We start from the raw sequence: 25,506 nt of genomic DNA on the forward strand, positions 1-25,506 counted from the left end.
TCGTTTTGTCGGCAGAACGTGCCGTAGGCTGACACATGGCAGCACGCCCTGCGGACGAAATCTGCCCAGGTCGTACAGATTGCAGGTGTGCGGAAGCGAAAGGGATACGATGTGTTTTGCGTCCGTTGCGTGAGAATCGCTCTGGTTTCGTCACGTCGGGCTCGGGGTGGAAATACGCGAATCTCGGGTAATGTTATACGAATATTAGAGGAAAATCAATATGTGAATAGTACGATATTTTCATGGAAACGGTTGGGATGTAAGCGGTGCTTGGCTTTGGGAAATCTAAGGGTTAAATTATATTATATTACTACTATCTCTTGGAACGAATATAAAAAAAGATTATATTTGAACCAAACTTTTGAAAAACAGTACAAATAAATAATCTAACCTTTAAAATTAGTCTTTATGAAAAAAGCAAAAATCAAAGTTGCCATATTTATGATTATGGCTGCAGTGAGTGGAATTATTATGGTGTTGGGGTGTACTCAAGATGAGATGACTGATTTAAATTCTAATCAATATGATATTTGGAATTTGGAAGAGGAAGCCGATACTGAGTTCATGCCATTGAATTCGGTGCCGGAATGGATTAAAGATAAAGTTACTAAGAAGGAATATGAGGCGTGGGTGCGTTTGAGTTCGCGGTATGAGATTGATTATTCAGTCTTGTCTTTGGATTTGACGGAGAGTCAGAAAAAAGATTTGTATCAATATATTGATACATTGTATGCCTTGTCAAAGGATAGTGCAGATGGGAAATCGGTAGGTTGTTTTACCGTAGTGACGCAGTCGGTTTTTAAACGTATTGAAACGTTGAGCAATCCGGAAGTTGGAGGGGAGACGCATGGTGTAACGGATGAGCAGGTCGTTTATCATGCAATTGGAAAAACTGACGTATATGTGAAAGCGACGATTGATTACACGTTAAATTCAAGTAAGGATGAGATTTTAAAAGCATCTCCCAATGTCTTTACAGAGGGCGCGGCTGCAAAAAGTTTTAATGGTTCTTATAATGCGAATATATTAGGTCGTGGTGTTGAACTGAATTGTTCGGGTTCCTTGACATACGAACTTTCAGATGGAAGTGAAAGATCGGATAGTTTCAATAAAAAGGTTAATTTCTTTATTTTTGGTGTATGAGAAGGTTCTGTTTCTTGTTGGTGCTTTGTGCCTGTAGTATAGCCTGTTCTTCCCAAGGATTAAATGCCTTGATAAATGGGAAAATAACGTCAGAAGAGCAGTCCTTGCCAGATTCTTTGTCTATTTCTATTCCGGGTTGGGTAAAGGAAAAGACAACACCAGATGAATATGCACTTTGGAAACGATTTAGCCGGTATTTTGAAGTGGACTATTCAATTTTGCAAGAACAGTTGTCTGAAAAACAGCATCATGAACTTTATAAAAGTATGAAGGATATTTGTACTCAAATAGAGAACCATACTTATTCTGGAAGCTTGGGAGGGGCGTTTTACTTTGCGTTACCTGCGCCAATAGATTCCACAATCGTGTGGAATACGTGCAGTTACGTGAAAATAGATGAAAATCTGTCTTTCAGGAAAATTGAAGGAATCGTGTTCCATTCAAAGGACTATCCCGAAGCCCAAGTGAAAGTGACAGTGTGGTGCGTGTACGACAAAGCCCAAAACAGCGTGCAGGTCATAAAAGAAGACATGCAGAAAGCAGGGCAGGCCATCGAAGTGAATGGTTCCCATACTGTCGGTTATGACTCGGCAAACGGTCGGCTGTATGGTTCTTGCGCAGGCTCTTTGGTCTATTGGGATGAGCATAAGGCTTATCAGAGCGAGGATTTCCACAAGGGATATAACATCCCATTGGAATAGGGATATTGGATGAGGGCAAAGCATGGCACTATATAGATGGGTTTGATTGTCCTTATTTTGCCCTTGGCCTTGGACTATGCGTTGTTTGTGAGGTTTAGACATGGGCAAAAGGTTACAAATATGCTTTTTTATCTTTCTGCTTTTTATCTTTTGTTTTCCGTAGTCATACTCGTCATGTGTGTAAGTCGGGCAGCTTGGGTGGCGTCTGTAATCAGTTTGATGTCAATGGTTTGGTTACGGATGAAGTGTGCGTGGATAAAAAAGTGTTTTGTATTGTTGGCTGTATTCGTTCTTTGTGTTCCTTTTTTGTATGGCATGTATGTGCTGAAAAAAGATTCGGCAGACGGTCGTTTGTTCATCTGGAAAATCTCTTATCCGGTGGCTAAACAACAGATATTTTCCGGGGTGGGAATAGGCGGTTTCCCGTATGTTTATGGGGAAGCACAAGAAGCGTATTTTCGGGAGGGGAAGGGAACGCAAGATGAGGAAATGTTGGTTGGTGCCCCGGATTATGCTTATAATGAATATTTGCAGATATGGATAGAACTTGGACTGCCGGGAGTTTTGTCTTGTTTGTGCCTTATGGCTTATGTCTATATACGCCTTCTTAGGTGTCGGAATGTTGAGGTTGTCGGGTTATGTGGTGCAATGGTGAGTTTTATGGTGGTTTCCCTTTTTTCTTATCCTCTTCGATGTTTTGCCACATGCTTATTGTCTCTGTTTCTTTTATTGTGGGCTGCGTGGATGCCAATGATGCTATGTGAAAAGAAACGGTATGGAAAGGTAGGAATGGTGTGTGGTTTGTTGGTTTTGATAGGAGTGGGGGCGGTGGTATGTATCCAGTTTAATAAATCTTATCGGACGTGTACGGCGATGAAACATTGGGGGATGGTGCGGCCATATTTTGATAGGGAAAAATATGAGGGCATAGAGAATTGTTACAGGGTTTTGTATCCCGATTTGAAGAAAGATGTTGGTTTCCTTTTTGAGTATGGAATGTGTTTGTCGTATAATGGTCATTACGAAGAAAGCAACATAATATTAAATGAAGGGGCAAAACGAAGTTCTGACCCCATGTTTTTTAATCTCATGGGAAAAAACTTTCAAGCTCTTGGCAGGTTTGAGGAGGCTGAAGAGATGTTTTATAAGGCTTATTATAGAGTCCCCCACCGTATTTACCCTTTATATTTGTTGATGGGGTTGTATGAAAAAGAGGGACGGGATTTGGAAATGTTGGAGAAGGCTCATCAAATAGTAGGGAAGAAAGAAAAAGTACCTTCTTCTTTGACGGGATATCTTAAAAAAGAAGCAGGGCTTAAATTGCAAGAATATGAAAGAAGCAATGGAAAGGGGAAAAATATGGAAATAGATTGGTTTTGATTGGAGAGAACTAAAAGTTTATAAGGAATACTCTTCAGATGCGGTCGGCCTCTATGTACCCGTTCATGACGGCATAGATAGTCAGTCCCGATACGGAGCGGACATTGAGTTTTTCCATGATGTTCTTGCGGTGGGAGATAACGGTGGTAGTGCTGATACACAAGTGGTCGGCAATTTCCTTGTTCGTCAGTCCGCGTACAATGAGTATGAGCACTTCGATTTCGCGATGACTGAGTCCGTTGGGGTCGGTAGAGGCAGTGGTTCCCGATATGGGCTTTCCCATACCTTGGGGCAGATGTCGTCCGTGAGCATGCGCATACTGTTGCAGTTGCAGCAATGCACGCACCATATTGTCTTCGTTTTGGTAGATATTCAACGTATGGAAGTGGGAGGTTTGAGGGGTGCCGGTTGTCCCATTGGTAAGCACAATGGTTTTTTCTTTCCGTTCCACAAAGAAGGCGCTGTGCTCCACAAGGGTCTGGGCTGAAATAAAGTAGTGGAAATACATGTCCGGTGTGTCGCGCATCAGTTGTTCAAAACTGTTGAACGTGCGGACGACAGCTTGTGGCATCATCCGTTCAATGAGGCCGCGTAGTCCCATACAGGTCAATGTGTTGGCTTCTATAATGGCAATTTCGGGGGATAGTTTCATGTTCACGCTCATATTTCCATGCAAAGTTACTCAAATCTCGTCGTATCTTAAAAAGAAATAAGGATGCCTTATTCCAGACATCCTTACCTTATCAAAAATTTAATTGGTTTCAAACTAAGGTGCATTGCACTTAACAAGCTGCACCTGCATTCAGGTTTTTATTACCGAACAACATTGAAGTACTTGAACCCAAGAACTTACCGTTGCTCTTCTTTGAACCTGTTGCAACTGCCATAGCTACTACGACCGCTGCGATAATCATTAATCCTGTCATAATCTTCTTACCTTTCTTTTTTAATCTAACAATCTTTTACCTAAACATTGCTCCTTCACGGAGCTAAATACCTAAAAACTAAATATCTTTTGTTCCTTATGACACTACAAAGGTACGGCGATTCTTCCTGCAAAACAAGTAAAAGGGCATTTGTTATCATTTAAATGCCCTTTTCTTGATATAAATCAATGAAAAGGTCTTGGGATACTGATTTTTTTAATAACTTTGCAACGTTTTGTTCTGCCCGGCCTATGGGAAAGCCCTTTCAGGTCGGCAGATGAAAAGGGAATCGGGTGGAAATCCCGGACAGTCCCGCTGCTGTGAACTCATTGTGCGGTTTGTTTCAAACCTCAAGCCACTTCCTTATTTATAATAATAAGGTGGGAAGGCCAACAAGCCGGAGTAAGTCAGAAGACCTGCAAAACGTAGTCATGCCGGAATCTCCGTGGGATGGGAGGAAGGTGTCTTGAGTGAAGAATGAAGATATAAATGGGCGTATACAAGGAATCTCATAAAATGAGAGGATGGTTGCTTGTGTCATTTTGTATGGAGACTGTGTTCGTGCTCGCACAAAATGGTGCAGATAGCGTGGATGTGGGGCTGAAACAGATGAAAGGTCTGACGGTGACCGAGAAGGCTTTGCCTGCCACCGTACGTTCGGGTGCTCCTGTGCAGACGCTTGATAAGGCGGAGTTGGAACGTATGGGCGTGTTGGACGTGTCGGATGCCGTACGGCATTTTTCGGGGGTGACCTTGAAGGATTATGGCGGTGTGGGAGGGTTGAAAACTGTTTCCGTACGCAGTCTGGGCGCACAGCATACAGCCGTGCTCTACGATGGTGTGGCCATAGGGGATTGCCAGTCGGGACAGGTGGACATCTCCCGTTTCTCGTTGGATAATGTTTCTTCATTGACGTTGACTATCGGGCAAAGCGACAATATTTATCAGACGGCACGCATGTTGGCTGCTGCAAGCGCGTTGAGCATCGAAACGAGCCGGCCTGATTTTGAAGGCCGGGATTTCACTCTTTCGGTAAAGGTGAAGGCGGGGGCTTACGGTTTGGCCAACCCCTCATTGTTCTATGCCCATCGGTTCACACCGCGTTTGTCTTGTTCTCTTTACGGTGAATATTTACGTGCCGACGGGAATTATCATTTTACGATGATGAACTTGGATAAACAGATAAAAGGACGGCGTAACAATAGCGACATAGGGGCATACCGTGCGGAGGTGAATCTTTTTGCCCATTTGACAGAACGTCAGGATTTGGATGTGAAGGGGTATCTGTTCGATTCCCGTCGAGGATTGCCCGGTAGTGTCGTATATGACAATCCCTATGCGGCGGAACGGCTTTATGACCGTAATTATTTCGGTCAGTTGAGGTATGAGAACCGTTTTTCGGAGAAGTGGAAACTGAAGGCTTCCGGGAAGTTCAATTATAGTTGGAACAAAGACACGGACAAGAAGGCTGCCGGGCCGACGGAAGACCGTTTCCGCCAGACGGAGACCTACCTGACCGCGACGTTATGGGCGAAGCCCGTGAAAAACCTTTCTTTTTCGTTGGCGCAGGATTTTGTGTATAACGATTTGGCCACGACGTTGGACCAATGCCAATACCCGGAACGTTATACCAGTCTGACGGCCTTTTCAGCACAATACCGTCAACCGCAGTTTCAGGTGACGGCTTCCTTGCTGAATACTTTCATTACCGAACGAGTTTCTTTAGGGATGGCTGCCGACGACCGTAAGCGGCTTTCTCCGGCGGTAAGCCTGGCGTGGCGCCCTGTGAAAAAGGCGAGTTGGCGTTTGCGCGCGTCTTATAAAGACATATTCCGTGTCCCGACTTTCAATGACCTCTATTATCTGCTCATTGGGAACAGCCGCTTGCGTCCGGAAACAACGTGCCAATGGAATATAGGGACCACCTGGGCCGGACGTATGGGAAAAGTGGCGGATTACGTGAGCTTTTCGTTGGATGCTTATTATAATAAGGTGAAAGACAAGATTGTGGCAGTTCCGACGATGTTCGTATGGAAAATGTCCAACGTAGGCAAAGTGGAGACTTACGGCGTGGATGCCAATCTGGCTGCCGAATGGGCTTTGGCAAAAGCTTGGAATTTGAGTTTGACAGGAGCGTACAGTTTCATGCAGGCGGAAGACGTGACGAAACGCGGTAGCAAGTTGTGGCGTCATCAGATTGCCTATACGCCGAAACATTCCGGAGGTGGAAGTGTGGTACTTGAAATGCCGTGGATGAACGTGGCATATAATGTGGCGTGGAGCGGTGAACGCTATCGTCTGCCGCAAAACAAAAAGAGCAATCTCGTGAATGCCTATTCCGATCATAGCCTTTCCTTGTACCGTGTTTTCCGGTTCAGGGATCATAAGTTGCGCCTGCAGGTGGACGCGGCCAATCTGGGTGGAAGAAATTATGAGGTGGTGCGTTACTATCCGATGCCCGGGAGGAATTTTAAAGTGGCAATAACATATTCTTTATAAACTTTTAATAACGAAAAAAATGAAAATGAAATGGTGTAAATGGGCCATAATGGCTCTGGCTTTGGGGTGTTTTACCGCTTGTAGCGAGGATGATGACACGGTTGGAGATGGTGGAAAGCCGGGAGAAGAGACTGGTGGAAATGGAGGCGGTGCCAATGGAAGTGACAGCACTGCGGTTCCTTCCCCCGTGGTCGCTTTGGGAGCTTATGTGTTGAATACCGGAAATTGGGGTGGAAATGATGCCAGTATCCAATATTTGGATTTTCAGACCGGAAAGTTGAGCGAAGACCTTTATGCGGCTGCCAATGGCGAAGGGCTTGGCGACTTGGGGCAAGACCTTTGTGTGTATGGTTCGAAAATATACGTGACGGTGAGCGGTTCTTCCAAAGTTGTCATCATGGACCGTAAGTGCAAGGTTCTGAAATCCATTCCGGTGGCTACCGAAGACGGTACTCCGGTTGAGCCTCGCTACATGGCAGCGTGTGAGGGGAAGGTTTATTTTACAGCATACGACGGGACGGTTTCCCGTATCGACACGACTTCCATGGCCATCGATGGCAAACTGAATCTTATAGATGCAGGGGCACAAACAGGTTATGACCATCCCGAGGCTATAACTTCTGCCAACGGCAAACTGTATGTCAATATTTCGGGGTATTCAAAAGGAAAGTGGTTGGCAGTGGTTGATGCAGCCTCTTTCACCAAGCTGAAAGATATTGAAGTAATGCTCAATCCTTATACCCAGTGCATCACGGCAGAAGACGGGTATGTATACTTCGTGTCCAATGGCAACTATGCAGGAAGCCCGTCCTTGACTCCGGACCAGTATATTTACGGTACGATGCAACGTCTCGATCCGGAAACAGATCAAGTGGAACAGGTGTGCCGTGCAACTTATATCGCGAATGCCGGGGAGAAAATGTACATCCTTTATTCAGAGTATTATATGCCGGAAGTGGCTCGTGCTTACGTCCGTGACTTAAAGACAGGAGATGAACAAGAGTTTATGGACATGGCTGATTTGCAGAGTGCCAACGGTTTGGCTGTTGATCCAGCATCTGGCGATGTGTATGTGTTTGACGTACCTTACGGTGCTGCATCCGACGTACATGTATACGGGGCGGATGGAACTTATAAACGTACGTTTGAAGCCGGAATGTCCACCTCGAAGATGGTGTTTGTCACAAAATAAGGAGATGAAGGTAAGTAGCCTTTTTTATGGTTTGTTTGCCGTTTTGCTTCTGTCCTCTTGTAAGGACGGGGGCAAGACGGCTTCCTTTTTGGACGAGGGCGGTGACACGTTGGATTTAAAGTATGCAGAGAACCTGAGGGTTGTGTCTTACGACGGTTACCGGGTGGCTACGCTGAGAAATCCGTGGGATACGTTGGAAATACTGCACACGTATGTGTTGGTCGGACGAGACGAGCCATTGCCCGACAGTCTGCCGCAAGGGACGGTCGTGCGCGTGCCGTTGCAGAAAGCCGTCATTTATTCGTCTGTGCATTGCGGGTTGATGGAAGAGTTGGGGGCACTGGCTGCCGTGGGCGGAGTGTGCGACCTCCGGTATATCGACCTGCCCTACATCAAGGAGGGATGCCGCACGGGACGTATCGCGGATTTGGGCAGCGGGATGAATCCGGACATCGAGAAGCTTATGGCGTTGCATCCCGATGCTGTGATGCTTTCTCCGTTTGAAAACAGCGGGGGATATGGCCGGTTGGGCAAGTTGGACATTCCCATCATCGAATGTGCCGACTATATGGAAACCTCTTCGTTGGGGCGTGCCGAATGGATGCGTTTCTACGGCCTGTTGTTCGGAAAAGCAGCCGAGGCCGATTCTTTGTTTGCCCGGGTAGAGGCTGATTACCTCCGGTGGGCCGGTAAGGTGGCCGACATAGAAAACAAGCCTACCGTGTTTGCCGATTTGAAGTCCGGAGCCACGTGGTATGTGCCGGGCGGACGCAGTACGGTCGGACGGACGTTTGCCGATGCCGGTGCCGACTATGTTTTCAGTGATTTGAAGAACAGCGGATCGTCTCCCCTGAGCTTTGAGACGGTGTATGAGAAAGCGAAAGATGCCGACATTTGGCTGATTAAGTACAACATGCCGGAGGATAAGACCTATCGGGACCTGAAAAACGATTATGCGCCATACGCCGGATTCCGGGCTTTCCGTGAACGGCGGGTGTACGGCTGCAATACCGGGAGGGTGCCTTACTATGAAGAAACGCCTTTCCATCCCGAATGGTTGCTGGAAGATTTGATAAAAATATTCCATCCGGACGTGGCAAAGGCGGAAGGTGGCAGATATTTTCGTAAATTAGCGGACTGAAAAAGATGATTCCGGTGGAGCGTAAAGGATATGTGTGCGGAGGGATATTGGTCGTCGTCATTTTTGTGTTGGCGGCGGCTAACCTGCTGCTCGGTTCGGTGGACATTCCGGCCGGAGCGGTCTGGGGCGCGTTGACGGGTGGGACGGTGGAAAACGAAGCTTGGTCGTTCATCGTGTGGGAATCCCGCGTGCCTTTGTGCGTGACGGCCTGGTGCTGTGGGGCCGCCTTGGCCGCCTCGGGCCTGATGTTGCAGACGGTGTTCAACAACCCGTTGGCGGACCCGTCGATTTTGGGTATCAGTTCGGGGGCAAGTCTCGGGGTGGCCTTGGTCATGTTGGCCGGAGGTGGAATGGTGTCGGCCGGCACTTTTTCTTTTTCCGGTTTTCTGGCAGTGGTGGCCGGTGCTTTCGCCGGTGCCGTGTTGGTCATGGGGGTGATTCTTTTTCTTTCCACGCTGATACGCAGCAGCGTCATGCTGTTGATTGCCGGCATCATGATGGGCTACGTGGCCTCGTCGGCCATTTCCTTGCTGAATTTCTTCGCCACGGCCGAAGGCGTACACTCTTACATGGTTTGGGGGATGGGCAACTTCGGGGGTGTTTCGTTGGAACAACTGCCGTGGTTTGCGGCTTTTACCTCAGTCGGGTTGCTGATGTCCGTCCTGTTGATTAAGCCGTTGAATGCCTTGTTGTTGGGAGAACGTTACGCGGAGAACCTTGGGGTGAATGTACGTCGTACGCGCAGCATGTTGTTGGTGGTTACGGGAATCCTGACGGCTGTGGTCACGGCTTTTTGCGGCCCTGTGTCGTTCATCGGGTTGGCCGTGCCGCATGTGGCCCGGTTGCTGTTGGGGACATCGAACCACAATGCCCTTTTGCCGGTAACGTTGTTGAGCGGCGGGGCGGTGGCCTTGCTTTGCAATTTGATTTGCATCCTGCCCGGCGAGGAGGGACTTCTCCCCTTGAATGCCGTTACACCCGTGTTGGGTGCGCCGGTGATTATTTATGTCATTGTGAACCAACGTAGAATACAGTATTTCAATTAATGGAAAAGCGGATAGTGCTCGAAGGGGAACGGATTGCTACGGGATACCGCCTGGGAAAGCAGGTGGCGGAAGTGCATCATGGATTGGATTTCAGTCTGTCGGGCGGCGAACTGACCTGTTTGTTAGGATGCAATGGGGCCGGAAAGTCCACTTTGTTGCGTACGTTGGCCGGCATGCAGCCCCCTTTGTCCGGCCGTCTGGAACTCATGGGGCGGCCTTTGGAGGCTTACAGTGCGCATGAGCGTTCCAAAACCATCGGTGTGGTATTGACCGACCGCATGCAGGCAGGCGGGCTGACCGTTTACGAACTGGTGGCTTTGGGACGTCAACCGTACACCGGTTTTTTCGGTCGTCTGACTTCTGCCGACAAAGCCTTGGTATGGCGGGCGTTGGAAGAGGTCGGTATGGTTGGAAAGGCACGTCGTTATGTGGCCGAACTGTCCGATGGAGAGCGTCAGAAAGCCATGATAGCCAAAGCATTGGTGCAAGAATGCCCGCTGATTCTCTTGGATGAGCCTACGGCTTTTCTGGATGTGGAAAGCCGTATGGAAGTTATGCGCCTGCTCCGGAAGTTGGCGGTGGAAGAACGGAAGGCCGTTTTGCTTTCCACGCACGATGTGGATCAGGCCTTGGCCATGTCCGACCGCTTGTGGCTGATGACGCAAGAACGCGAGATGCTGTGCGGAACGACCGAGGACTTGGTGCTGTCGGGGGCGATGGACCGGCTGTTTGGCAGCACGTCCATCCGTTTCGACGCGGTTCGCGGCATCTACGCTCCGAAGAACCGTAACAGCCGGGTGGTTCGTCTGGAAGCAGCCGATGAGGCTTTGCGTTATTGGGCACAGAACCTTTTGGTGCGGCACGGTTTCCGCCCCATTGCGCCGGACGAGGGCGGAGAGGGGGTAGCGAGTCTTGCAGTCATCAGTCCGCAGGACATGGTATGGACACAAAACGGTATCTCCTCCCGCTTTTGTTCGTTTGCCGGACTGGCCGAAATGTTGCGCCCGTTATGACGGGCCTGCATCGGGTGGTAAACAGACAAAGTGTCAGAGTGCCAAAACGTCAGTTTGGAAGTGGTGAGAATGGCGTATTTGTGCCCGGAAGGGAGCATGATGGGAGAATGTGCACTATTTGGAAAGCTGAGGTTGTACATGGAGAAAGCTTTCGGGGCGTTTTTACGGTCTTTTTGAAAATGAAAAGTGGGCATAAGGCGTTGGAAGCTTGTAGAGGAGTAAGTTTGAAACGAAGTAAGCTTGCATTTTGTTTTTGTTTTTAGAGCGGTTGAAAAGCGTCGGTTAGAGAAAAATCTGGCTTGACATCTCTTGTCTCGGGGATATTCCTGAATGTTTTTATCCAAAAAATGGAGTTTGAAGCACCAATCTGCGGAGAATGGAAAATCGCTTTCAGCCAAACGATTTTTTATTCTCAGCAGAAAAATGAGGCGAAACGGGCAGAAATGACGGATAGAATCAGTTCTCTTCCCGCTTTTTTAACTTACGGGCTTCTAAACGGCACTCCATCTTCTTTTTTATTTCAACTGCAAAACGCGGAATTGCTTTCCTTTTGTGATGAAACGAAAGTATTCGGAAGCTTTTTGTCAATCGTGTGGTTTGGAAAAATTTTCTCCCGCATTTTTATGGTCACTCCGGAAAAACTCTGTACTTTTATCCTTTCAAAGAACAAGGAGATTCTATGGCAAAGGATAAGACCGTCTATGTGTGTGCGAATTGCGGACAGGAATCACCGAAGTGGGTGGGGCGTTGTCCTGCGTGCGGGGAATGGAATACTTTTAAGGAATTCACAGTGCGTAAGGAGAGTGTGTCGGCCATCGCGTCAGGAGGATTTCACCAGGCGTTGCCGGGGGAACCGTTGCGTAGGCGGCCCATTTCCGTGGGACAGATTGTGACCGACGAGAAACCGAGGTTGGACATGCACGACGAGGAACTGAACCGCGTGTTGGGCGGCGGACTGGTGCCCGGCTCATTGGTGCTTTTGGGTGGGGAACCCGGCATAGGGAAGTCCACTTTGGTCTTGCAGACCGTACTGAAGATGACGGACAAGCGTGTGCTTTATGTCAGCGGCGAGGAGAGTGCGCGGCAGTTGAAGTTGCGTGCCGACCGTTTGGTGCCAAGGGCAGGAGGAAAGGCGGACGGACAGGAAGGGTTCTTGTCCCGTTCGTCTTGCATGGTCGTGTGCGAGACTTCGCTCGATCAGATTTTCCTGCACGTCCGTAACGAGCAGCCGCAGTTGGTGGTCATAGATTCCATACAGACCATCATGACCGAGGCCGTGGACAGTTCGCCCGGCAGTATCTCGCAAGTACGCGAGTGCGCTGCGCTGTTGTTGAAATTCGCCAAGGAGAGCAACATTCCCGTGATATTGATCGGCCATATCAATAAGGAGGGGACACTGGCCGGCCCCAAGGTGTTGGAACATATCGTGGATGCCGTGTTGCAGTTCGAGGGCGACCAACATTATATGTACCGCATCCTGCGCAGTATCAAGAACCGTTTCGGCAGTACGGCCGAGTTGGGCATCTACGAGATGCGGCAGGACGGTTTGCGGCAGGTGAGCAATCCTTCGGAACTGTTGCTCACCGAGAATCACGAAGGGCTGAGCGGCGTGGCCATCTCTTCGGCCATCGAAGGCGTGCGCCCCTTCCTCATCGAGACGCAGGCACTGGTCAGCACGGCAGCCTACGGCACGCCGCAACGTTCGGCCACCGGCTTCGACCTGCGCCGGTTGAATATGTTGTTGGCCGTGTTGGAGAAGCGGGTTGGGTTCAAGCTAGCGCAGAAAGACGTGTTCCTGAACATAGCCGGAGGGTTGAAAGTGACCGATCCGGCCATCGACTTGTCCGTCATTTCCGCCGTGTTGAGCAGCAATGTGGACACAGGCATCGAAAGCGGTGTCTGCATGGCCGGGGAAGTCGGCTTGAGCGGCGAGATACGTCCGGTGAACCGTATCGAGCAACGTGTGGCGGAAGCTGCCAAGCTCGGTTTCCGGCGAATGATTGTTCCGCGTCACAACTTGCAGGGATTCGACACGTCGAAACTGAAGATAGAACTTGTCCCAGTGCGGAAAGTGGAAGAGGCGCTCCGTGCGCTTTTCGGTTAAACGAACAGATAACGATAAGGATATGATAGAAGAATACCAACTCAGGGTCTTGCCGGAAACGGCGGCCAACGAGCAGGCCTTGCGCCGTTACATTGCGTGCGAGAAAGGAAAGGACGAACGGACGCTGACGGCCATTCGAGTGTTGAAACGCAGTATTGACGCCCGTCAACGCACGATATTCGTCAACTTGAAGGTACGGGTGTATGTCAATGAGCAGCCGGAGGACGATGAATTTGTCCGTACGGCGTACCGGAATGTGGAGGGACGACCGCAGGTGGTCGTGGTCGGTGCCGGTCCCGGCGGGCTGTTTGCCGCCTTGCGCCTGATCGAAGCGGGGTATCGTCCCGTCATCGTGGAACGAGGCAAGAACGTCCGCGACCGCAAGTTGGATTTGGCTAAAATATCGCGTGAGCATAAAGTGGACAGCGAGAGCAATTACAGTTTCGGGGAGGGCGGTGCAGGAGCTTATTCCGACGGGAAGTTGTATACCCGGAGCAAGAAACGCGGGAATGCGGGGAAAATCCTGAACGTGTTCTGCCAACACGGTGCCAGTGTGTCCATCCTGCAAGATGCCCATCCCCACATCGGGACGGACAAGCTTCCGAGAGTCATCGAGAATATGCGCAAGACGATTCTGGACTGTGGGGGAGAAGTGCATTTCGAGACCCGTATGGATGCTTTGCTCATAGAGAAAGATAGGGTCGTGGGGATAGAAACGAACACGGGGAAAACATTCCGGGGGCCGGTCATCCTGGCCACGGGGCACTCGGCGCGTGATGTCTATCGTTGGTTGCATGCCCATGGTGTGGAAATCGAAAGCAAGGGCTTGGCGGTCGGTGTGCGTTTGGAGCATCCGTCGCTCCTCATCGACCAGATACAATATCACAACCGGAACGGGCGGGGAAAGTATCTTCCGGCTGCGGAGTATAGCTTTGTGCAACAAGTGGAAGGCCGTGGGGTGTACAGTTTCTGTATGTGTCCGGGTGGGTTCGTTGTTCCGGCTGCCAGCGGTCCCCGGCAGACGGTGGTCAACGGGATGTCGCCCAGCAACCGTGGGTCGAAATGGAGTAATTCCGGTATGGTGGTGGAGTTGCACCCGGAAGATCTGGAGGAGAAATCACTGGCCGATTTTATGGCTGTTTCCGGTTGGCAGCCGGACGTGCGGCATCCGTTGGCCATGATGTTCTTCCAGGAAGCCTTGGAAGAACAGAACTGGCAGCAGGGGAATTGCCGGCAGACGGCTCCCGCGCAACGGATGGCAGATTTCGTGAACGGGCGTTTGAGTTACGACCTGCCCGCGAGTTCGTATGCTCCCGGACTGGTGTCCTCGCCTTTGCATTTCTGGATGCCGAAGTTCATCACGGCACGGCTAGCAGAGGGCTTCCGCCGTTTCGGCAAAGCCTCCCGTGGTTTCCTGACCAACGAGGCCGTGATGATAGGAGTGGAGAGCCGCACGTCGGCACCCGTACGTATCGTGCGCGACGGGGAAACTTTGCAACACGTGCGGTTGAAAGGATTGTTCCCCTGTGGCGAAGGTGCCGGATATGCCGGAGGCATCGTGTCGGCCGCGATGGACGGGGAACGTTGCGCGGAGGCGGCTGCGGCCTACCTTGGGGGTTAGAAGTCTACCCCCAAGGACATCGTGAGATTGCCCGTGCGGATATGCCCGTCGAAGTCGTCGTAATGGTATTCGCTATAATTTCGTCCGGCGATATTGAACAATCCTATGTCATAGCCCATTTCAAAATAAAAATTCTGGAAAGCCATGCCGCAGCCGACCCGTAGTCCGGCATCGAAGCGTTTATAGCGGTCGGCTCCGAAAGGGTCTATCTTGGTACGGGAATCGTAAAGTTTGGCCGTTCCGCCTACGCCTACGGCCATGAAACCACCGAAAAACGGTTGCACGGTAAAATCGTCGGCGTTAGTATTGAGCTTATATTTCAGGACAATGGGAATTTCCAGATACCTCATGTAGCATTTCTTAAACTCGACTTCCTCCGTGGCTTCTATTTCCGTCCCCTTTTCCGTGTAGATTAATCCGCTTTCCAAATAAAAGGGCAGTCCGTCTCCGAGCTTGTTCCCGTAAACCAACCCGATGTGGTAGCGCGGTAACGGGTTGGTCTGTGCTTCTCCTCCTGTCCCTTTGTATCGTACCGTAGGGACGTTCAGACCGAAACGCAGGCCGAAGTAAGAACTCCGCCGGTAATCCCTCCAACGGCTCGCATATACGGGTTCTCCTTCATAGAAATCCTTTCCGGCGTTCACCGGCATGGCAATCAACAGTAATAAGATATAGGGAAGAAAACTTTTTTTTGTCATGTGAATGTATACTTAATGTCGATGATTTATTAGGCAAAAATACAAATTAATTTTATTTCATAAGCCTTTTTAGATAAATAATTGCTATTTTTGCGGATGTTATGTAACGATAGAACAACTTTGAAATATTAAGGTCTCGGAGCGGTCGAGACAGGTGTTGTGGGCCTGCATGCAAAGAGATCCAATTCAGAAAACGTAGATATGAAAGTATTAAAATTTGGGGGAACATCCGTAGGTTCCGTAGAAAGCATCCTGAGTGTTAAAAAGATTGTTGAGGCTGAAGAGGAGCCTGTGGTGGTCGTAGTATCTGCATTGGGCGGAATTACCGACAAGTTGATAAAGACATCTAAGTTGGCCTTGGCCGGAGACTTGTCTTACCTGTCCGAGTTTGACGAGATTGCCGAGCGTCATCACCAGATGATAGAAACTGTAATTCCTTCCGGAGAAAATAAGGAACGTTTGTCGGAGACTATCGATGCCTTGTTGGATGAGTTGAAAAGCATTTATCAAGGCGTTTATCTTATCCGTGACCTTTCGCCTAAGACATCTGCTGCCATAGTCAGCTACGGGGAGCGGCTGTCGTCCAATATAGTAGCCGTGTTGATAGACGGAGCCAAATGGTTTGACTCTCGTACCTTTATTAAGACAGAGATTAAGTCGGGACGTCAGTTGTTGGCATCTGATTTGACGCACGAATTGGTCAAACAGGCTTTTGTCGACTTGCCGAAGGTCTCTTTGGTGCCGGGATTCATTTCCACGGATGCCGACTCCGGAGAGGTGACGAACTTAGGCCGTGGAGGGTCGGACTATACGGCCTCCATCATTGCAGCGGCATTGGATGCCTCTTTTTTGGAGATATGGACCGATGTGGATGGGTTCATGACGGCCGACCCTAAGGTGATTTCCACCGCTTATACCATCAATGAGTTGAGTTATGTAGAGGCTATGGAGCTTTGCAACTTCGGTGCGAAGGTGGTTTATCCACCTACCATCTATCCGGTTTGCGTAAAGAATATCCCGATTCTCATCAAAAATACGTTTAATCCTTCGGGAAAAGGCACGGTGATTAAGAGCGACATCGCCGAAGACCAGAAGCCTATCAAGGGTATTTCCAGTATAAACGGAACGACATTGATTACGGTTTCAGGTTTGTCCATGGTCGGTGTCATTGGGGTCAACCGACGGATTTTCTCGGCTTTGGCCAATAACGGTATCAGTGTGTTCCTCGTTTCGCAGGCTTCTTCCGAAAACAGCACCTCCATCGGTGTGCGCGATGCGGATGCCGATGCGGCTTGCGAGGTTTTGAATGCGGAGTTCTCCAAGGAAATAGAGACGGGAGCGATGTACAGGATGACGGCGGAAAGCGGTTTGGCTACAGTGGCCATCGTGGGCGAGAACATGAAGCACACGCCCGGTATCGCCGGTAAGTTGTTCGGAACGTTGGGGCGTAGCGGTATCAATGTGATTGCTTGTGCGCAGGGGGCATCGGAGACGAACATTTCTTTTGTGGTGGACGGACAGTTCTTGCGCAAGACACTCAATGTCATCCATGATAGTTTTTTTCTTTCGGAATACCAAGTCCTCAACCTTTTTCTGTGCGGAGTAGGGACGGTGGGTAGCAGCTTGATTGCGCAGTTGGCGCAGCAGAGTGAGAAATTGAAGAAAGAACGGGGATTGAAGCTTAAGGTCGTGGGTATTGCCAGCGGGCATAATGCGATGTTCGACCGAGAAGGTATCGGTCTGGAGAACTGCCGTGAACGGTTGACGCTTAGTGCACCGAGCGATTTAAACCGCTTGCGTGACGAAGTGATTGGCATGAACATCTTCAATTCCGTGTTTGTCGACTGTACGGCCAGTGCCGATGTGGCCGGGCTGTATCAGGAATTCCTGGAGCATAACATCTCCGTGGTGGCGGCCAATAAGGCTGCGGCCTCTTCCGATTACGCCACTTATCAGAAACTGAAATCTACAGCCCGTAAGCGTGGGGTGAAGTTCCTGTTCGAGACGAATGTGGGAGCCGGTCTTCCCATTATCCGTACCATGAACGATTTGCTGAACAGCGGTGATAAGATTTTGAAGATAGAAGCCGTATTGAGCGGAACTTTGAATTTTATATTCAACAAGATTTCGGCCGACGTCCCGTTTAGCGAGACCGTGCGGTTGGCCAAGGAAGAAGGATATAGCGAGCCCGATCCCCGTGTGGATTTGAGTGGAAAGGATGTCATCCGTAAGTTGGTGATTTTGGCGCGTGAAGCCGGTTACCGTATCGAGCAGTCCGATGTGGAGAAGCACCTGTTCGTGCCCGATTCGTTTTTCCAGGGCACATTGGATGAATTTTGGAAGAACCTGCCTTCCCTGGATGCCGATTTCGAACGGAGGCGTAAGGTGTTGGAGGGCGAAGGAAAACGTTGGCGTTTTGTTTCCCGTTACGAAAACGGCAAAGCCAGTGTGGAACTGTGTGAGGTAGGGCGCGAACATCCGTTCTATAATCTTGAAGGTTCCAACAACATAATTTTGTTGACTACCGAACGCTATAAGGAGTATCCTATGCAAATCCAGGGGTACGGGGCCGGGGCCGGAGTGACTGCGGCCGGTGTTTTTGCCGACATCATGAGTATTGCCAACGTATGACATATATATAATTAGGGTAAGGAGATAAAGATGAAGCATATTATTATACTGGGCGACGGCATGGCCGATTGGAAAGTTCCGGCCTTGGGCAATAAGACGCTGCTGCAATATGCCCATACGCCTAATATGGATTGGATAGCCCGTATGGGACGCAACGGACTGTTGCAGACCGTGCCGGAGGGTTTTCATCCCGGTAGCGAAGTGGCCAATTCTTCCATTTTGGGCTACGACCAACACAAGGTGTATGAAGGGCGTGGCCCACTTGAAGCGGCCAGTATCGGAGTCGAATTGGCCGATGACGATTTGGCGTTGCGTTGTAATCTGATTTGCATTGAAGAAGGTAAGATAAAAAACCATTCTTGCGGAAGGTTGGAGACGGAAGAGGCGGATGTGCTGATTCGTTTCCTGCAAGAAAAGTTAGGTAACGGGCGCATACATTTTTATACGGGAGTGCAGTACCGCCATCTGTTGGTCATTAAAGGCGGAAACAAGCACCTGCGTTGTACGCCTCCGCATGATGTGCCGGGCACGCCTTTCCGTGACTGTTTGGTGGAGGCAGAAATGCCCGAAGCACAGGAAACTGCGGACTTGCTGAACCACTTGGTTTTGGAATCGCAGAAATTGTTGGCCGACCATCCGTTGAACCTCCGCCGGATGAAGGAAGGCCGCGATGCGGCCAACAGTATTTGGCCGTGGGGCGGCGGCAACCGTCCGGCCATGGTCCCGTTGACGGAGACTTATCCTCAAATCAAAAAGGGTGCGGTCATTACCGCCGTAGACCTCATACGGGGTATCGGACGTTATGCCGGTTTGCGCGTCATAGATGTGGAAGGGGCTACCGGTTTGTACGATACGAATTATGAAGGCAAGGCCCAAGCGGCGATAGAAGCCTTGAAAGACGGTGATTTCGTGTATCTGCATGTGGAGGCAAGCGACGAAGCCGGCCATGACGGGAACGTGGAATTGAAGTTGCAGACGATAGAGAATCTGGACCGCCGTGCCATCGGTCCGATTTTGGAAGCCGTGAAGGGTTGGGAAGAACCGGTGGCCATCGCCGTGTTGCCCGACCATCCTACGCCTTGCGCCCACCGTACGCATACGCCCGACCCGATACCGTTTGCCATTTACTATCCGGGCATAGAGGCGGACAGCGTGCAGACGTTCGATGAGGACGCTGCTAAAGCCGGAAGTTACGGGTTGCTTCGGGGTGATGAGTTTATTCGTGAATTTATGAAACATTAATCGAACATACTTTATGAAATATTATAGTACGAACGGTAAGGCCGACCGCGCTACGCTTCACGAAGCCGTAGTGAAAGGCTTAGCGAGCGACAAAGGTTTGTTTATGCCCGAGGTAATCCGGCATCTTCCGGAGTCGTTCTTCGACGAAATACAGGACCTTTCTTTTCAAGAAGTGGCCTACCGCGTGGCGGACGCTTTCTTCGGAGAGGATGTACCGGCCGATACATTGAAACAAATCGTGTACGACACGTTGAGTTTCGACTGTCCGGTGGTGAAAGTGACGGAGAACATCTATTCCTTGGAGCTTTTCCACGGCCCCACGTTAGCCTTTAAAGACGTGGGGGCGCGTTTCATGGCCCGCCTTTTAGGATACTTCATCAAGCAGGAAGGGTGCAATCAGGTGAATGTGTTGGTGGCTACTTCCGGCGACACGGGGAGTGCCGTGGCCAACGGTTTTCTGGGTGTGGAAGGCATCCACGTGTATGTACTTTATCCGAAAGGCAAGGTGAGTGCCATCCAGGAATGCCAGTTTACGACGTTGGGGCAGAACATTACCGCCCTCGAAGTGGATGGCGTGTTCGACGATTGCCAGGCTTTGGTGAAAAACGCTTTCATGGACGAGGAACTGAACCGTCACATGAAGCTGACTTCGGCCAATTCCATCAACGTGGCCCGTTTCCTGCCGCAGGCATTTTACTATTTCTACGCTTACGCCCAGATGAAGAAGCTCGGTAAGGCCGACGAGTTGGTGGTATGCGTGCCGAGCGGAAACTTCGGAAACATCACGGCCGGACTGTTCGGCAAGGTGATGGGTTTGCCGGTGAAGCGTTTCATTGCAGCCAACAATGCCAACGACATCTTCTATAATTATTTGCAGACGGGAGAATACCATCCCCGTGCGTCGGTGCAGACCATCGCCAATGCCATGGATGTGGGCGACCCCAGTAATTTTGCCCGTATTTACGATTTATACAAGGGAAGCCACGCGGCCATTACGGCTGAAATCAGCGGGGCAACTTATACCGACGCGCAGATTGCCGAGACCGTAAAGGCTTGTTATGAAACGAACGGTTACTTGCTCGACCCGCACGGGGCTTGCGGCTTCCGTGCCTTGAGCGAGGGGCTGCGTGAGGGCGAATGCGGCGTGTTCCTCGAGACGGCACATCCGGCCAAGTTCCAGAATACGGTGGAGAATATCATTGGCGGCTCGGTGGACATACCTGAAAAGTTGGCAGCCTTCATGAAAGGGGAGAAGAAGAGTATCCCGATGGGCAAGGATTTTGCCGGATTCAAGGCATACTTGATGAAACAATAGTTTTATCGTTTGTTGAAAGCATCGCGTCCCTGTATGGCCGGACGTTTCCCGAAGAAACGTGCAATGGCATACAGGGATGCGATGCTTTTTGTTTATGTTTTTTGCCGTGCTAATTGCACAGCATGTGATTCATGTCGAAAGGTTTATCTGATGGTATTCGCAGTGTAGTCACGGACGATGTAGATGCCACTGCCGTCACTGGTGTTGAACGCACTCAGCCACAGTTGGGTATGCTCGTCTTGTAATTGGCAATAAAGGCGGAGAGTACCGGCTTGGAGTTTTTGGCCAATCTCGTTCCTCCAATTTTCATTGTTCCAGTCTTCTTCGGCTATCGGGGTATGGAGGCCGGGAACTGAAGCATCGTCGTAATATGTGGCCTTCACTTCCATGTTGAATCTCCTTTGGGCATAGTTCAGCAGGAGATAGAATTTTCTGGCGTATGTCTTTACGTCCTTATTGGAGTAGATTTCATATTCCGTGATTTTCGACAGAACGTCGTTGTTGAATATGAAGGCGCGGTTGATGGTGGCGGCAGAACTGGAGGACAGTTTGTCCGCGAATGTGCCCAAATAAGTGCCGGGTTGCGATTCGTTTTCCGTGAGTTGGGGGTATACCTTCAGGGTGGTGGTTATATCATCATTCCAAAAACTGCTGAAAATGTTGCAGGTAATGACGGTATAGTCTAACGTACTGCTCATGTCCTTGTAAATATTGCCTTCCGCGTCAGGACCGAGGAACAAGTAACGGGCGTTAAACGATAAATTGTATTGCCCCGGTTCTTCGGGTGCGGTGAAGCTGAAATAGGCCGTGCCGTTTTCTTCCTTGTCCGAAGGATAGTTCAGGACACCCCATGTGTAAGTTGCTTCGCTGATGTTCTGCCCGCCTGTGGGGAGGGCGATGTAGGCTGTCAGGGGTTGGCCGGGGCGCACTTGGTCTTTGCCGGTGTTCAGGCTGATGGTACCGATTTTCGACGGTGCCACGCCGTGCAGGGTGGCATCTTCTTCACTACAGGCGCTTAAGGCCAATGCGGCGCAGCAAGCCGCCATGCAAACTTTGAACGTCATTTTCTTCATTTTCTGTTTTTGTTATATTAATAATGTATATGTCTGCGATACGTTCCATCATTTCCTCGCGACTGGAAGATGCGCCCTACCGGATATTTCTGCTTCGTCGGGTGATTGGGGATTGAAAGAAAAATAATCATGTTACAAATATAAGGATTTATCCTTGCGAAGTAAAATATAATGAAATAAAAAGAATAGAAAGAAAATGATAAACCGTTGATTGCTGACATTTTGTCGCTTCCTACGCCAATAGTGTCAGTTGGAAAAAAGAGTTGGTGCTAAAAAGGATTGCACAATTTTAAAATCAGTCCGTACAGGCTTAAAAAGGTTTTCAAAAGTTTAATCTCAGGCGGCCCGATGAAAGTTTGGAGTTGCCGGGTACGGGGTTTGTATTTTAATCAAGCGGACGGGGCAACCGGCAGGAAGGCCGTCCGGAAAGAAAAAAATGAATGTAAAACTTAAAAGATAGGAGATGAAGATTATGTCACCGATTAGAAAGTACAATGGACAGAATTGGTTACCGAGTTTGTTTAACGACTTTTTCGATAATGAATGGATGGGCAAGGTAAACGCCACGGCACCGGCTATCAACGTGATAGAAAGCGACGCAGACTATAAGGTGGAAGTGGCCGCTCCGGGAATGACGAAAGAAGACTTCACCATCCATTTGGGCGAAGACGGGGAACTGGTTATCTCGATGGAGAAAAAGAACGAGGTGAAAGAGGAAGACAAGAAGAACAAACGCTATTTGCGTCGTGAGTTTTCTTACGCCAAGTTCCAACAGGCTTTGGTTTTGCCGGATGATGTAGAGAAAGACAAGATCAGTGCAAACGTGAGCGACGGAGTGTTGAATATCACGCTTCCGAAACGCGCGCCGGAAGAAAAAGCGAAAGTGAACCGTGTGATTGAAATACAGTAAGGAAGTTCTTTTCCTTCTTGGAATAAGGGATAAAGTAGGGGATGTCTCGGGTTGTACCGGGGCATCCCCTTTTGCTTGTCCCCGATAGCGGTGGGGCGGTGCCGCCTTCCCGTTTGTAAGGGGGCTTGAAGGTACTTTTCCGTTCTGCGCCAAACGGGAAATCATTCGGCTGAGATTGAAAAATCGTTTGGCGCAGAACGGAAAATCAATCTCCTGAGATTGATTTTAAGATTGTAATTTATTAGAATATAGTGTGTTGCGATTTCACGGTGCGAGGGCGTTTTGTTGGATAAAATGAACGTATGGGCTTTGCCATTGTTTCCGTCCGGTCATGGTGACGGTTCATTTTTCAGACCTTTCATTTTTATTATCACGGGTTTCGCCTTAACTTTGCGGCATAATCATCCATGATTCGTATATGGGAAAATTACATCCTTTCATGTTGGCCGGTACGGGGAGCGACGTGGGCAAGAGCGTACTGGCGGCGGCCTTATGCCGCATCCTCCGGCAAGACGGTTACCGTCCCGCCCCGTTTAAGGCGCAGAACATGTCGCTCAATTCGTATGCCACTCCCGAAGGGTTTGAGATAGGGCGGGCGCAGGCCGTACAGGCCGAAGCGGCCGGCATACCGTGCCACACGGATATGAACCCCGTGCTGCTCAAACCGAATTCCGACCATACGTCGCAAGTGGTGCTCAACGGGCGGCCCGTGGGGAACAGTTCGGCTTACGACTATTTCCGCCGAGGCGGACGCGAGGAACTGCGGGCGGCGGTGTGTGCAGCGTTCGACCGGCTCGCCATCCGCTATAATCCCATTGTGATGGAGGGTGCGGGCAGCATTGCCGAAATCAACCTGCGGGACCGCGACATCGTGAACATGCCCATGGCCCGCCATGCCAGGGCAGACGTGTTCTTGGTGGCAGACATCGACCGGGGCGGGGTTTTCGCTTCGGCTTACGGTTCCATCATGTTGCAGACACCTGAAGACCGTTGCCGGATAAAAGGAATCATCGTTAACAAGTTCAGGGGCGACCGTCGGTTGTTCGACGATGGTGTGCGGATGATGGAGGAAGTGTGCGGCGTGCCGGTACTCGGAGTGATACCTTATTTCCACGACATACAGATTGAGGAGGAGGATTCCGTGGAACTGGAACAGAAGAACGGACGTGCCGTAGCGGGACGGGTGAATGTGGCCGTGGTGAAGTTGCTCCATCTGTCGAACTTCACGGATTTCGACCGATTGGAACGCGACGACAGGGTGCACCTGTATTACACCGACCGGGCAGATGAGTTGCAGAAAGCGGATGTCATCGTGTTACCCGGCAGTAAAAGCACGTTGGACGACTTGCGCGAACTGAAACGCAACGGCTTGGCCGAGGCCGTGGTACAAGCAGCCCGGGGCGGCAAGACCGTCATGGGGATTTGCGGAGGCTATCAGATGATGGGCACGGAGGTGGCCGACCCCGACGGGGTGGAAGGCACACCGGCACGCTTGTCCGGTCTGGGGCTATTGCCCGTGCATACGGTCATCGGCCGGGAGAAAGTGACCCGTCAGGTGGAGTTCCGTTTTCACGGCTGCGGAACGCTGTGCCGGGGCTATGAAATCCACATGGGCAGGACGGTGGCCGACGAGGCAGGGCAATCCTTCATCCCCTTGAACCGATTGGCGGACGGGACAGCCGACGGGTGTTATGTCCATGACCGTTGCATGGGGACTTACATCCATGGTATTCTGGACAACCCTTCTGTCTTGGATTTCCTTTTGGCTCCTTATACGGAGGGGACAGCTTGCGGGACTACGGAGGACTATGCTGACTACAAAGAAAGGCAATACGACCTTTTGGCCGCCCATGTTCGGCGGCATTTGGATATGGAGAAGTTCTATCGCATCTTGTCGTCAGAGGAGGTAGAGTAAGACGCCCGTCAGGATCATCAGGATTTCCGCACGCCGGTTGATGGCCACGGCCTGTCGCATGTCGGCAGTGGTGAGCGGGCGCAGGCGGTTTCCGATGTACGGTTTGAAACAATACTCGCCGAAGTAGTGGTGCGGCCCGCCGAAGCGGCAGTCCAATATGCCGGCCAACGCCGCTTCGGGGTAGCCGGAGTTCGGGCTAGCATGCATCCGGCCGTAGCGTCGGATGAAGCGCAGTTCTTCTTTCAGGTTGCGGGCGCTTTTGCCTTTCCGGAAGGGGATGCACGTGGCCAACGCCATCAGAAGGGCGGTGAGCCGGGCAGGCAAGTAGTTGGCGGCATCGTCTATCCGGGCGGCTGTGCGGCCGAAGTCCTTGAACCGTTCGGTGCGGTAGCCGAGCATGGAATCCATGGTGTTAATCATTTTATAGGTCAGCATCCCCGGGATACCTAGCACGTAGAGCCAGAATAACGGGGCGATGACACCGTCACTCAAGTTTTCCGCCAAGGTTTCCAAAGCGGCGGTGCGTATTTCCTGGTCGCTGAGGCGGCTTGTATCCCGTCCTACGATGCGGCTCACTTGCCGCCTTCCTTCTTCCAAAGAACGGTCGGCGGCTCGGAATACCCTGCGCACTTCCCGGACGAGCGTCGTGCCTGCCAGACAGTAAAAGATAAGTATGCCCGTCACGAGATAGTACAAATAAGTTCCCCAGATCTCCCATTGCAGGCAGGCTGCCCATAAGGTGGCCAAGGCGAGATGGGCGGATAGGAACAGGGTGCAGGGCGTGGCGATGGTCCAGAAAGTCCCTTTGGCACGCCGATGGTTCCCGTGGTTGGCTTTCCGTTCAAAAAAACTGATCCAACGGCCGAAAGCCACTATGGGGTGCGGTAGCCGGGCGGGGTCTCCGGTGCAGAGGTCCAACCCCCATCCGATGAGTAAAGGAATAATGCTGTGCATAG

20 protein-coding genes and 1 riboswitch are annotated in these 25,506 nt (G+C 50.5%); of the genes, 15 read left to right on the top strand and 5 right to left on the bottom strand.

Annotated elements, in window-relative coordinates:
• Positions 1–408: 408 nt before the first annotated feature.
• From AC5RDV_RS00985 to AC5RDV_RS00995, 3 genes are read left to right on the top strand one after another with little or no spacing between them, the layout of a single operon-like run.
• Positions 409–1,143, top strand: coding sequence for a hypothetical protein (locus AC5RDV_RS00985; protein ID WP_282747469.1), 735 nt, complete (start codon positions 409–411; stop codon positions 1,141–1,143).
• Complete coding sequence (locus AC5RDV_RS00990; protein WP_423804209.1) at positions 1,140–1,844, top strand: hypothetical protein; 705 nt, start codon at positions 1,140–1,142, stop codon at positions 1,842–1,844. The genes AC5RDV_RS00985 and AC5RDV_RS00990 overlap by 4 nt, the downstream gene beginning before the upstream one ends.
• Before the next feature lie 36 nt (positions 1,845–1,880).
• Positions 1,881–3,224 (top strand): O-antigen ligase family protein, encoded by a 1,344-nt coding sequence (locus AC5RDV_RS00995; protein WP_282747465.1) that lies wholly within the window; start codon positions 1,881–1,883, stop codon positions 3,222–3,224.
• A 34-nt stretch (positions 3,225–3,258) separates the two neighbouring features.
• Here AC5RDV_RS00995 and AC5RDV_RS01000 read toward each other — a convergent pair whose 3' ends face one another.
• On the bottom strand, positions 3,259–3,876 hold the full coding sequence (locus AC5RDV_RS01000; protein WP_282747464.1) for a response regulator transcription factor: 618 nt from the start codon (positions 3,874–3,876) through the stop codon (positions 3,259–3,261).
• 130 nt (positions 3,877–4,006) lie between these two features.
• Entirely contained in the window at positions 4,007–4,150 is a 144-nt protein-coding gene (locus tag AC5RDV_RS01005) for a hypothetical protein (RefSeq protein ID WP_008624294.1), read from the bottom strand.
• Between the two features lie 218 nt (positions 4,151–4,368).
• Positions 4,369–4,588: riboswitch (cobalamin riboswitch) on the top strand.
• Positions 4,589–4,639: 51 nt separating this feature from the next.
• Here AC5RDV_RS01005 and AC5RDV_RS01010 point away from each other — a divergent pair.
• From AC5RDV_RS01010 to AC5RDV_RS01040, 7 genes are all read left to right on the top strand, one after another.
• Positions 4,640–6,649: a TonB-dependent receptor plug domain-containing protein gene (locus AC5RDV_RS01010; protein ID WP_337408198.1), complete on the top strand. Its 2,010-nt coding sequence runs from the start codon at positions 4,640–4,642 to the stop codon at positions 6,647–6,649.
• A 25-nt stretch (positions 6,650–6,674) separates the two neighbouring features.
• Positions 6,675–7,841, top strand: coding sequence for a DUF5074 domain-containing protein (locus AC5RDV_RS01015; protein ID WP_232038476.1), 1,167 nt, complete (start codon positions 6,675–6,677; stop codon positions 7,839–7,841).
• Between the two features lie 4 nt (positions 7,842–7,845).
• On the top strand, positions 7,846–8,982 hold the full coding sequence (locus AC5RDV_RS01020) for an ABC transporter substrate-binding protein (protein ID WP_276788253.1): 1,137 nt from the start codon (positions 7,846–7,848) through the stop codon (positions 8,980–8,982).
• Positions 8,983–8,987: 5 nt separating this feature from the next.
• Positions 8,988–10,028, top strand: a complete 1,041-nt coding sequence (locus AC5RDV_RS01025; RefSeq protein ID WP_282747461.1) for an iron chelate uptake ABC transporter family permease subunit — start codon at positions 8,988–8,990, stop codon at positions 10,026–10,028.
• Entirely contained in the window at positions 10,028–11,041 is a 1,014-nt protein-coding gene (locus AC5RDV_RS01030) for an ABC transporter ATP-binding protein (RefSeq protein WP_282747459.1), read from the top strand. Before AC5RDV_RS01025 ends, AC5RDV_RS01030 begins: the two co-directional genes overlap by 1 nt.
• A 679-nt stretch (positions 11,042–11,720) precedes the next feature.
• Complete coding sequence (gene radA / locus AC5RDV_RS01035) at positions 11,721–13,145, top strand: DNA repair protein RadA (protein WP_282747458.1); 1,425 nt, start codon at positions 11,721–11,723, stop codon at positions 13,143–13,145.
• 22 nt (positions 13,146–13,167) lie between these two features.
• On the top strand, positions 13,168–14,766 hold the full coding sequence (locus tag AC5RDV_RS01040) for an NAD(P)/FAD-dependent oxidoreductase (protein WP_282747456.1): 1,599 nt from the start codon (positions 13,168–13,170) through the stop codon (positions 14,764–14,766).
• Here the strand turns inward: AC5RDV_RS01040 and AC5RDV_RS01045 are convergent.
• Positions 14,763–15,464, bottom strand: coding sequence for an outer membrane beta-barrel protein (locus tag AC5RDV_RS01045; protein WP_008624311.1), 702 nt, complete (start codon positions 15,462–15,464; stop codon positions 14,763–14,765). The two genes, AC5RDV_RS01040 and AC5RDV_RS01045, sit on opposite strands and share 4 nt — an antisense overlap.
• A 201-nt stretch (positions 15,465–15,665) precedes the next feature.
• Between AC5RDV_RS01045 and thrA the strand changes: the two genes are divergently transcribed.
• Genes thrA through thrC form a run of 3 tightly spaced genes read left to right on the top strand, consistent with a single transcriptional unit; the run spans position 15,666 to position 20,652 of the window.
• Positions 15,666–18,095 (top strand): bifunctional aspartate kinase/homoserine dehydrogenase I, encoded by a 2,430-nt coding sequence (gene thrA / locus AC5RDV_RS01050; RefSeq protein ID WP_130894124.1) that lies wholly within the window; start codon positions 15,666–15,668, stop codon positions 18,093–18,095.
• A gap of 30 nt (positions 18,096–18,125) precedes the next feature.
• Positions 18,126–19,337 (top strand): cofactor-independent phosphoglycerate mutase, encoded by a 1,212-nt coding sequence (locus AC5RDV_RS01055; protein WP_008624313.1) that lies wholly within the window; start codon positions 18,126–18,128, stop codon positions 19,335–19,337.
• A gap of 13 nt (positions 19,338–19,350) precedes the next feature.
• On the top strand, positions 19,351–20,652 hold the full coding sequence (gene thrC, locus AC5RDV_RS01060; protein ID WP_282747452.1) for a threonine synthase: 1,302 nt from the start codon (positions 19,351–19,353) through the stop codon (positions 20,650–20,652).
• A gap of 143 nt (positions 20,653–20,795) precedes the next feature.
• Here the strand turns inward: thrC and AC5RDV_RS01065 are convergent, their stop codons facing one another.
• Positions 20,796–21,725: a hypothetical protein gene (locus tag AC5RDV_RS01065; RefSeq protein WP_130894127.1), complete on the bottom strand. Its 930-nt coding sequence runs from the start codon at positions 21,723–21,725 to the stop codon at positions 20,796–20,798.
• 472 nt (positions 21,726–22,197) lie between these two features.
• Between AC5RDV_RS01065 and AC5RDV_RS01070 the strand changes: the two genes are divergently transcribed.
• Complete coding sequence (locus tag AC5RDV_RS01070; RefSeq protein ID WP_282747451.1) at positions 22,198–22,635, top strand: Hsp20/alpha crystallin family protein; 438 nt, start codon at positions 22,198–22,200, stop codon at positions 22,633–22,635.
• 418 nt (positions 22,636–23,053) lie between these two features.
• The gene (locus AC5RDV_RS01075; RefSeq protein WP_130894128.1) at positions 23,054–24,550 is read left to right on the top strand and encodes a cobyric acid synthase; all 1,497 of its coding nucleotides are present in this window, start codon (positions 23,054–23,056) and stop codon (positions 24,548–24,550) included.
• On the opposite strand, the gene cbiB is transcribed toward AC5RDV_RS01075, so the two are convergent.
• Entirely contained in the window at positions 24,533–25,504 is a 972-nt protein-coding gene (gene cbiB / locus AC5RDV_RS01080; protein ID WP_282747448.1) for an adenosylcobinamide-phosphate synthase CbiB, read from the bottom strand. The genes AC5RDV_RS01075 and cbiB overlap by 18 nt on opposite strands.
• Between the last annotated feature and the right edge of the window lie 2 nt (positions 25,505–25,506).

The sequence above is a fragment of the Paraprevotella sp. genome (assembly GCF_986071375.1).

Coding starts and splice junctions, on each gene's coding strand:
- AC5RDV_RS00985 (WP_282747469.1), top strand. CDS start 409: ATGAAAAAAGCAAAAATCAAAGTTGCCATATTTATGATTATGGCTGCA.
- AC5RDV_RS00990 (WP_423804209.1), top strand. CDS start 1,140: ATGAGAAGGTTCTGTTTCTTGTTGGTGCTTTGTGCCTGTAGTATAGCC.
- AC5RDV_RS00995 (WP_282747465.1), top strand. CDS start 1,881: ATGGGTTTGATTGTCCTTATTTTGCCCTTGGCCTTGGACTATGCGTTG.
- AC5RDV_RS01000 (WP_282747464.1), bottom strand. CDS start 3,876: ATGAAACTATCCCCCGAAATTGCCATTATAGAAGCCAACACATTGACC.
- AC5RDV_RS01005 (WP_008624294.1), bottom strand. CDS start 4,150: ATGACAGGATTAATGATTATCGCAGCGGTCGTAGTAGCTATGGCAGTT.
- AC5RDV_RS01010 (WP_337408198.1), top strand. CDS start 4,640: ATGGGCGTATACAAGGAATCTCATAAAATGAGAGGATGGTTGCTTGTG.
- AC5RDV_RS01015 (WP_232038476.1), top strand. CDS start 6,675: ATGAAATGGTGTAAATGGGCCATAATGGCTCTGGCTTTGGGGTGTTTT.
- AC5RDV_RS01020 (WP_276788253.1), top strand. CDS start 7,846: ATGAAGGTAAGTAGCCTTTTTTATGGTTTGTTTGCCGTTTTGCTTCTG.
- AC5RDV_RS01025 (WP_282747461.1), top strand. CDS start 8,988: ATGATTCCGGTGGAGCGTAAAGGATATGTGTGCGGAGGGATATTGGTC.
- AC5RDV_RS01030 (WP_282747459.1), top strand. CDS start 10,028: ATGGAAAAGCGGATAGTGCTCGAAGGGGAACGGATTGCTACGGGATAC.
- radA (WP_282747458.1), top strand. CDS start 11,721: ATGGCAAAGGATAAGACCGTCTATGTGTGTGCGAATTGCGGACAGGAA.
- AC5RDV_RS01040 (WP_282747456.1), top strand. CDS start 13,168: ATGATAGAAGAATACCAACTCAGGGTCTTGCCGGAAACGGCGGCCAAC.
- AC5RDV_RS01045 (WP_008624311.1), bottom strand. CDS start 15,464: ATGACAAAAAAAAGTTTTCTTCCCTATATCTTATTACTGTTGATTGCC.
- thrA (WP_130894124.1), top strand. CDS start 15,666: ATGAAAGTATTAAAATTTGGGGGAACATCCGTAGGTTCCGTAGAAAGC.
- AC5RDV_RS01055 (WP_008624313.1), top strand. CDS start 18,126: ATGAAGCATATTATTATACTGGGCGACGGCATGGCCGATTGGAAAGTT.
- thrC (WP_282747452.1), top strand. CDS start 19,351: ATGAAATATTATAGTACGAACGGTAAGGCCGACCGCGCTACGCTTCAC.
- AC5RDV_RS01065 (WP_130894127.1), bottom strand. CDS start 21,725: ATGAAGAAAATGACGTTCAAAGTTTGCATGGCGGCTTGCTGCGCCGCA.
- AC5RDV_RS01070 (WP_282747451.1), top strand. CDS start 22,198: ATGTCACCGATTAGAAAGTACAATGGACAGAATTGGTTACCGAGTTTG.
- AC5RDV_RS01075 (WP_130894128.1), top strand. CDS start 23,054: ATGGGAAAATTACATCCTTTCATGTTGGCCGGTACGGGGAGCGACGTG.
- cbiB (WP_282747448.1), bottom strand. CDS start 25,504: ATGCACAGCATTATTCCTTTACTCATCGGATGGGGGTTGGACCTCTGC.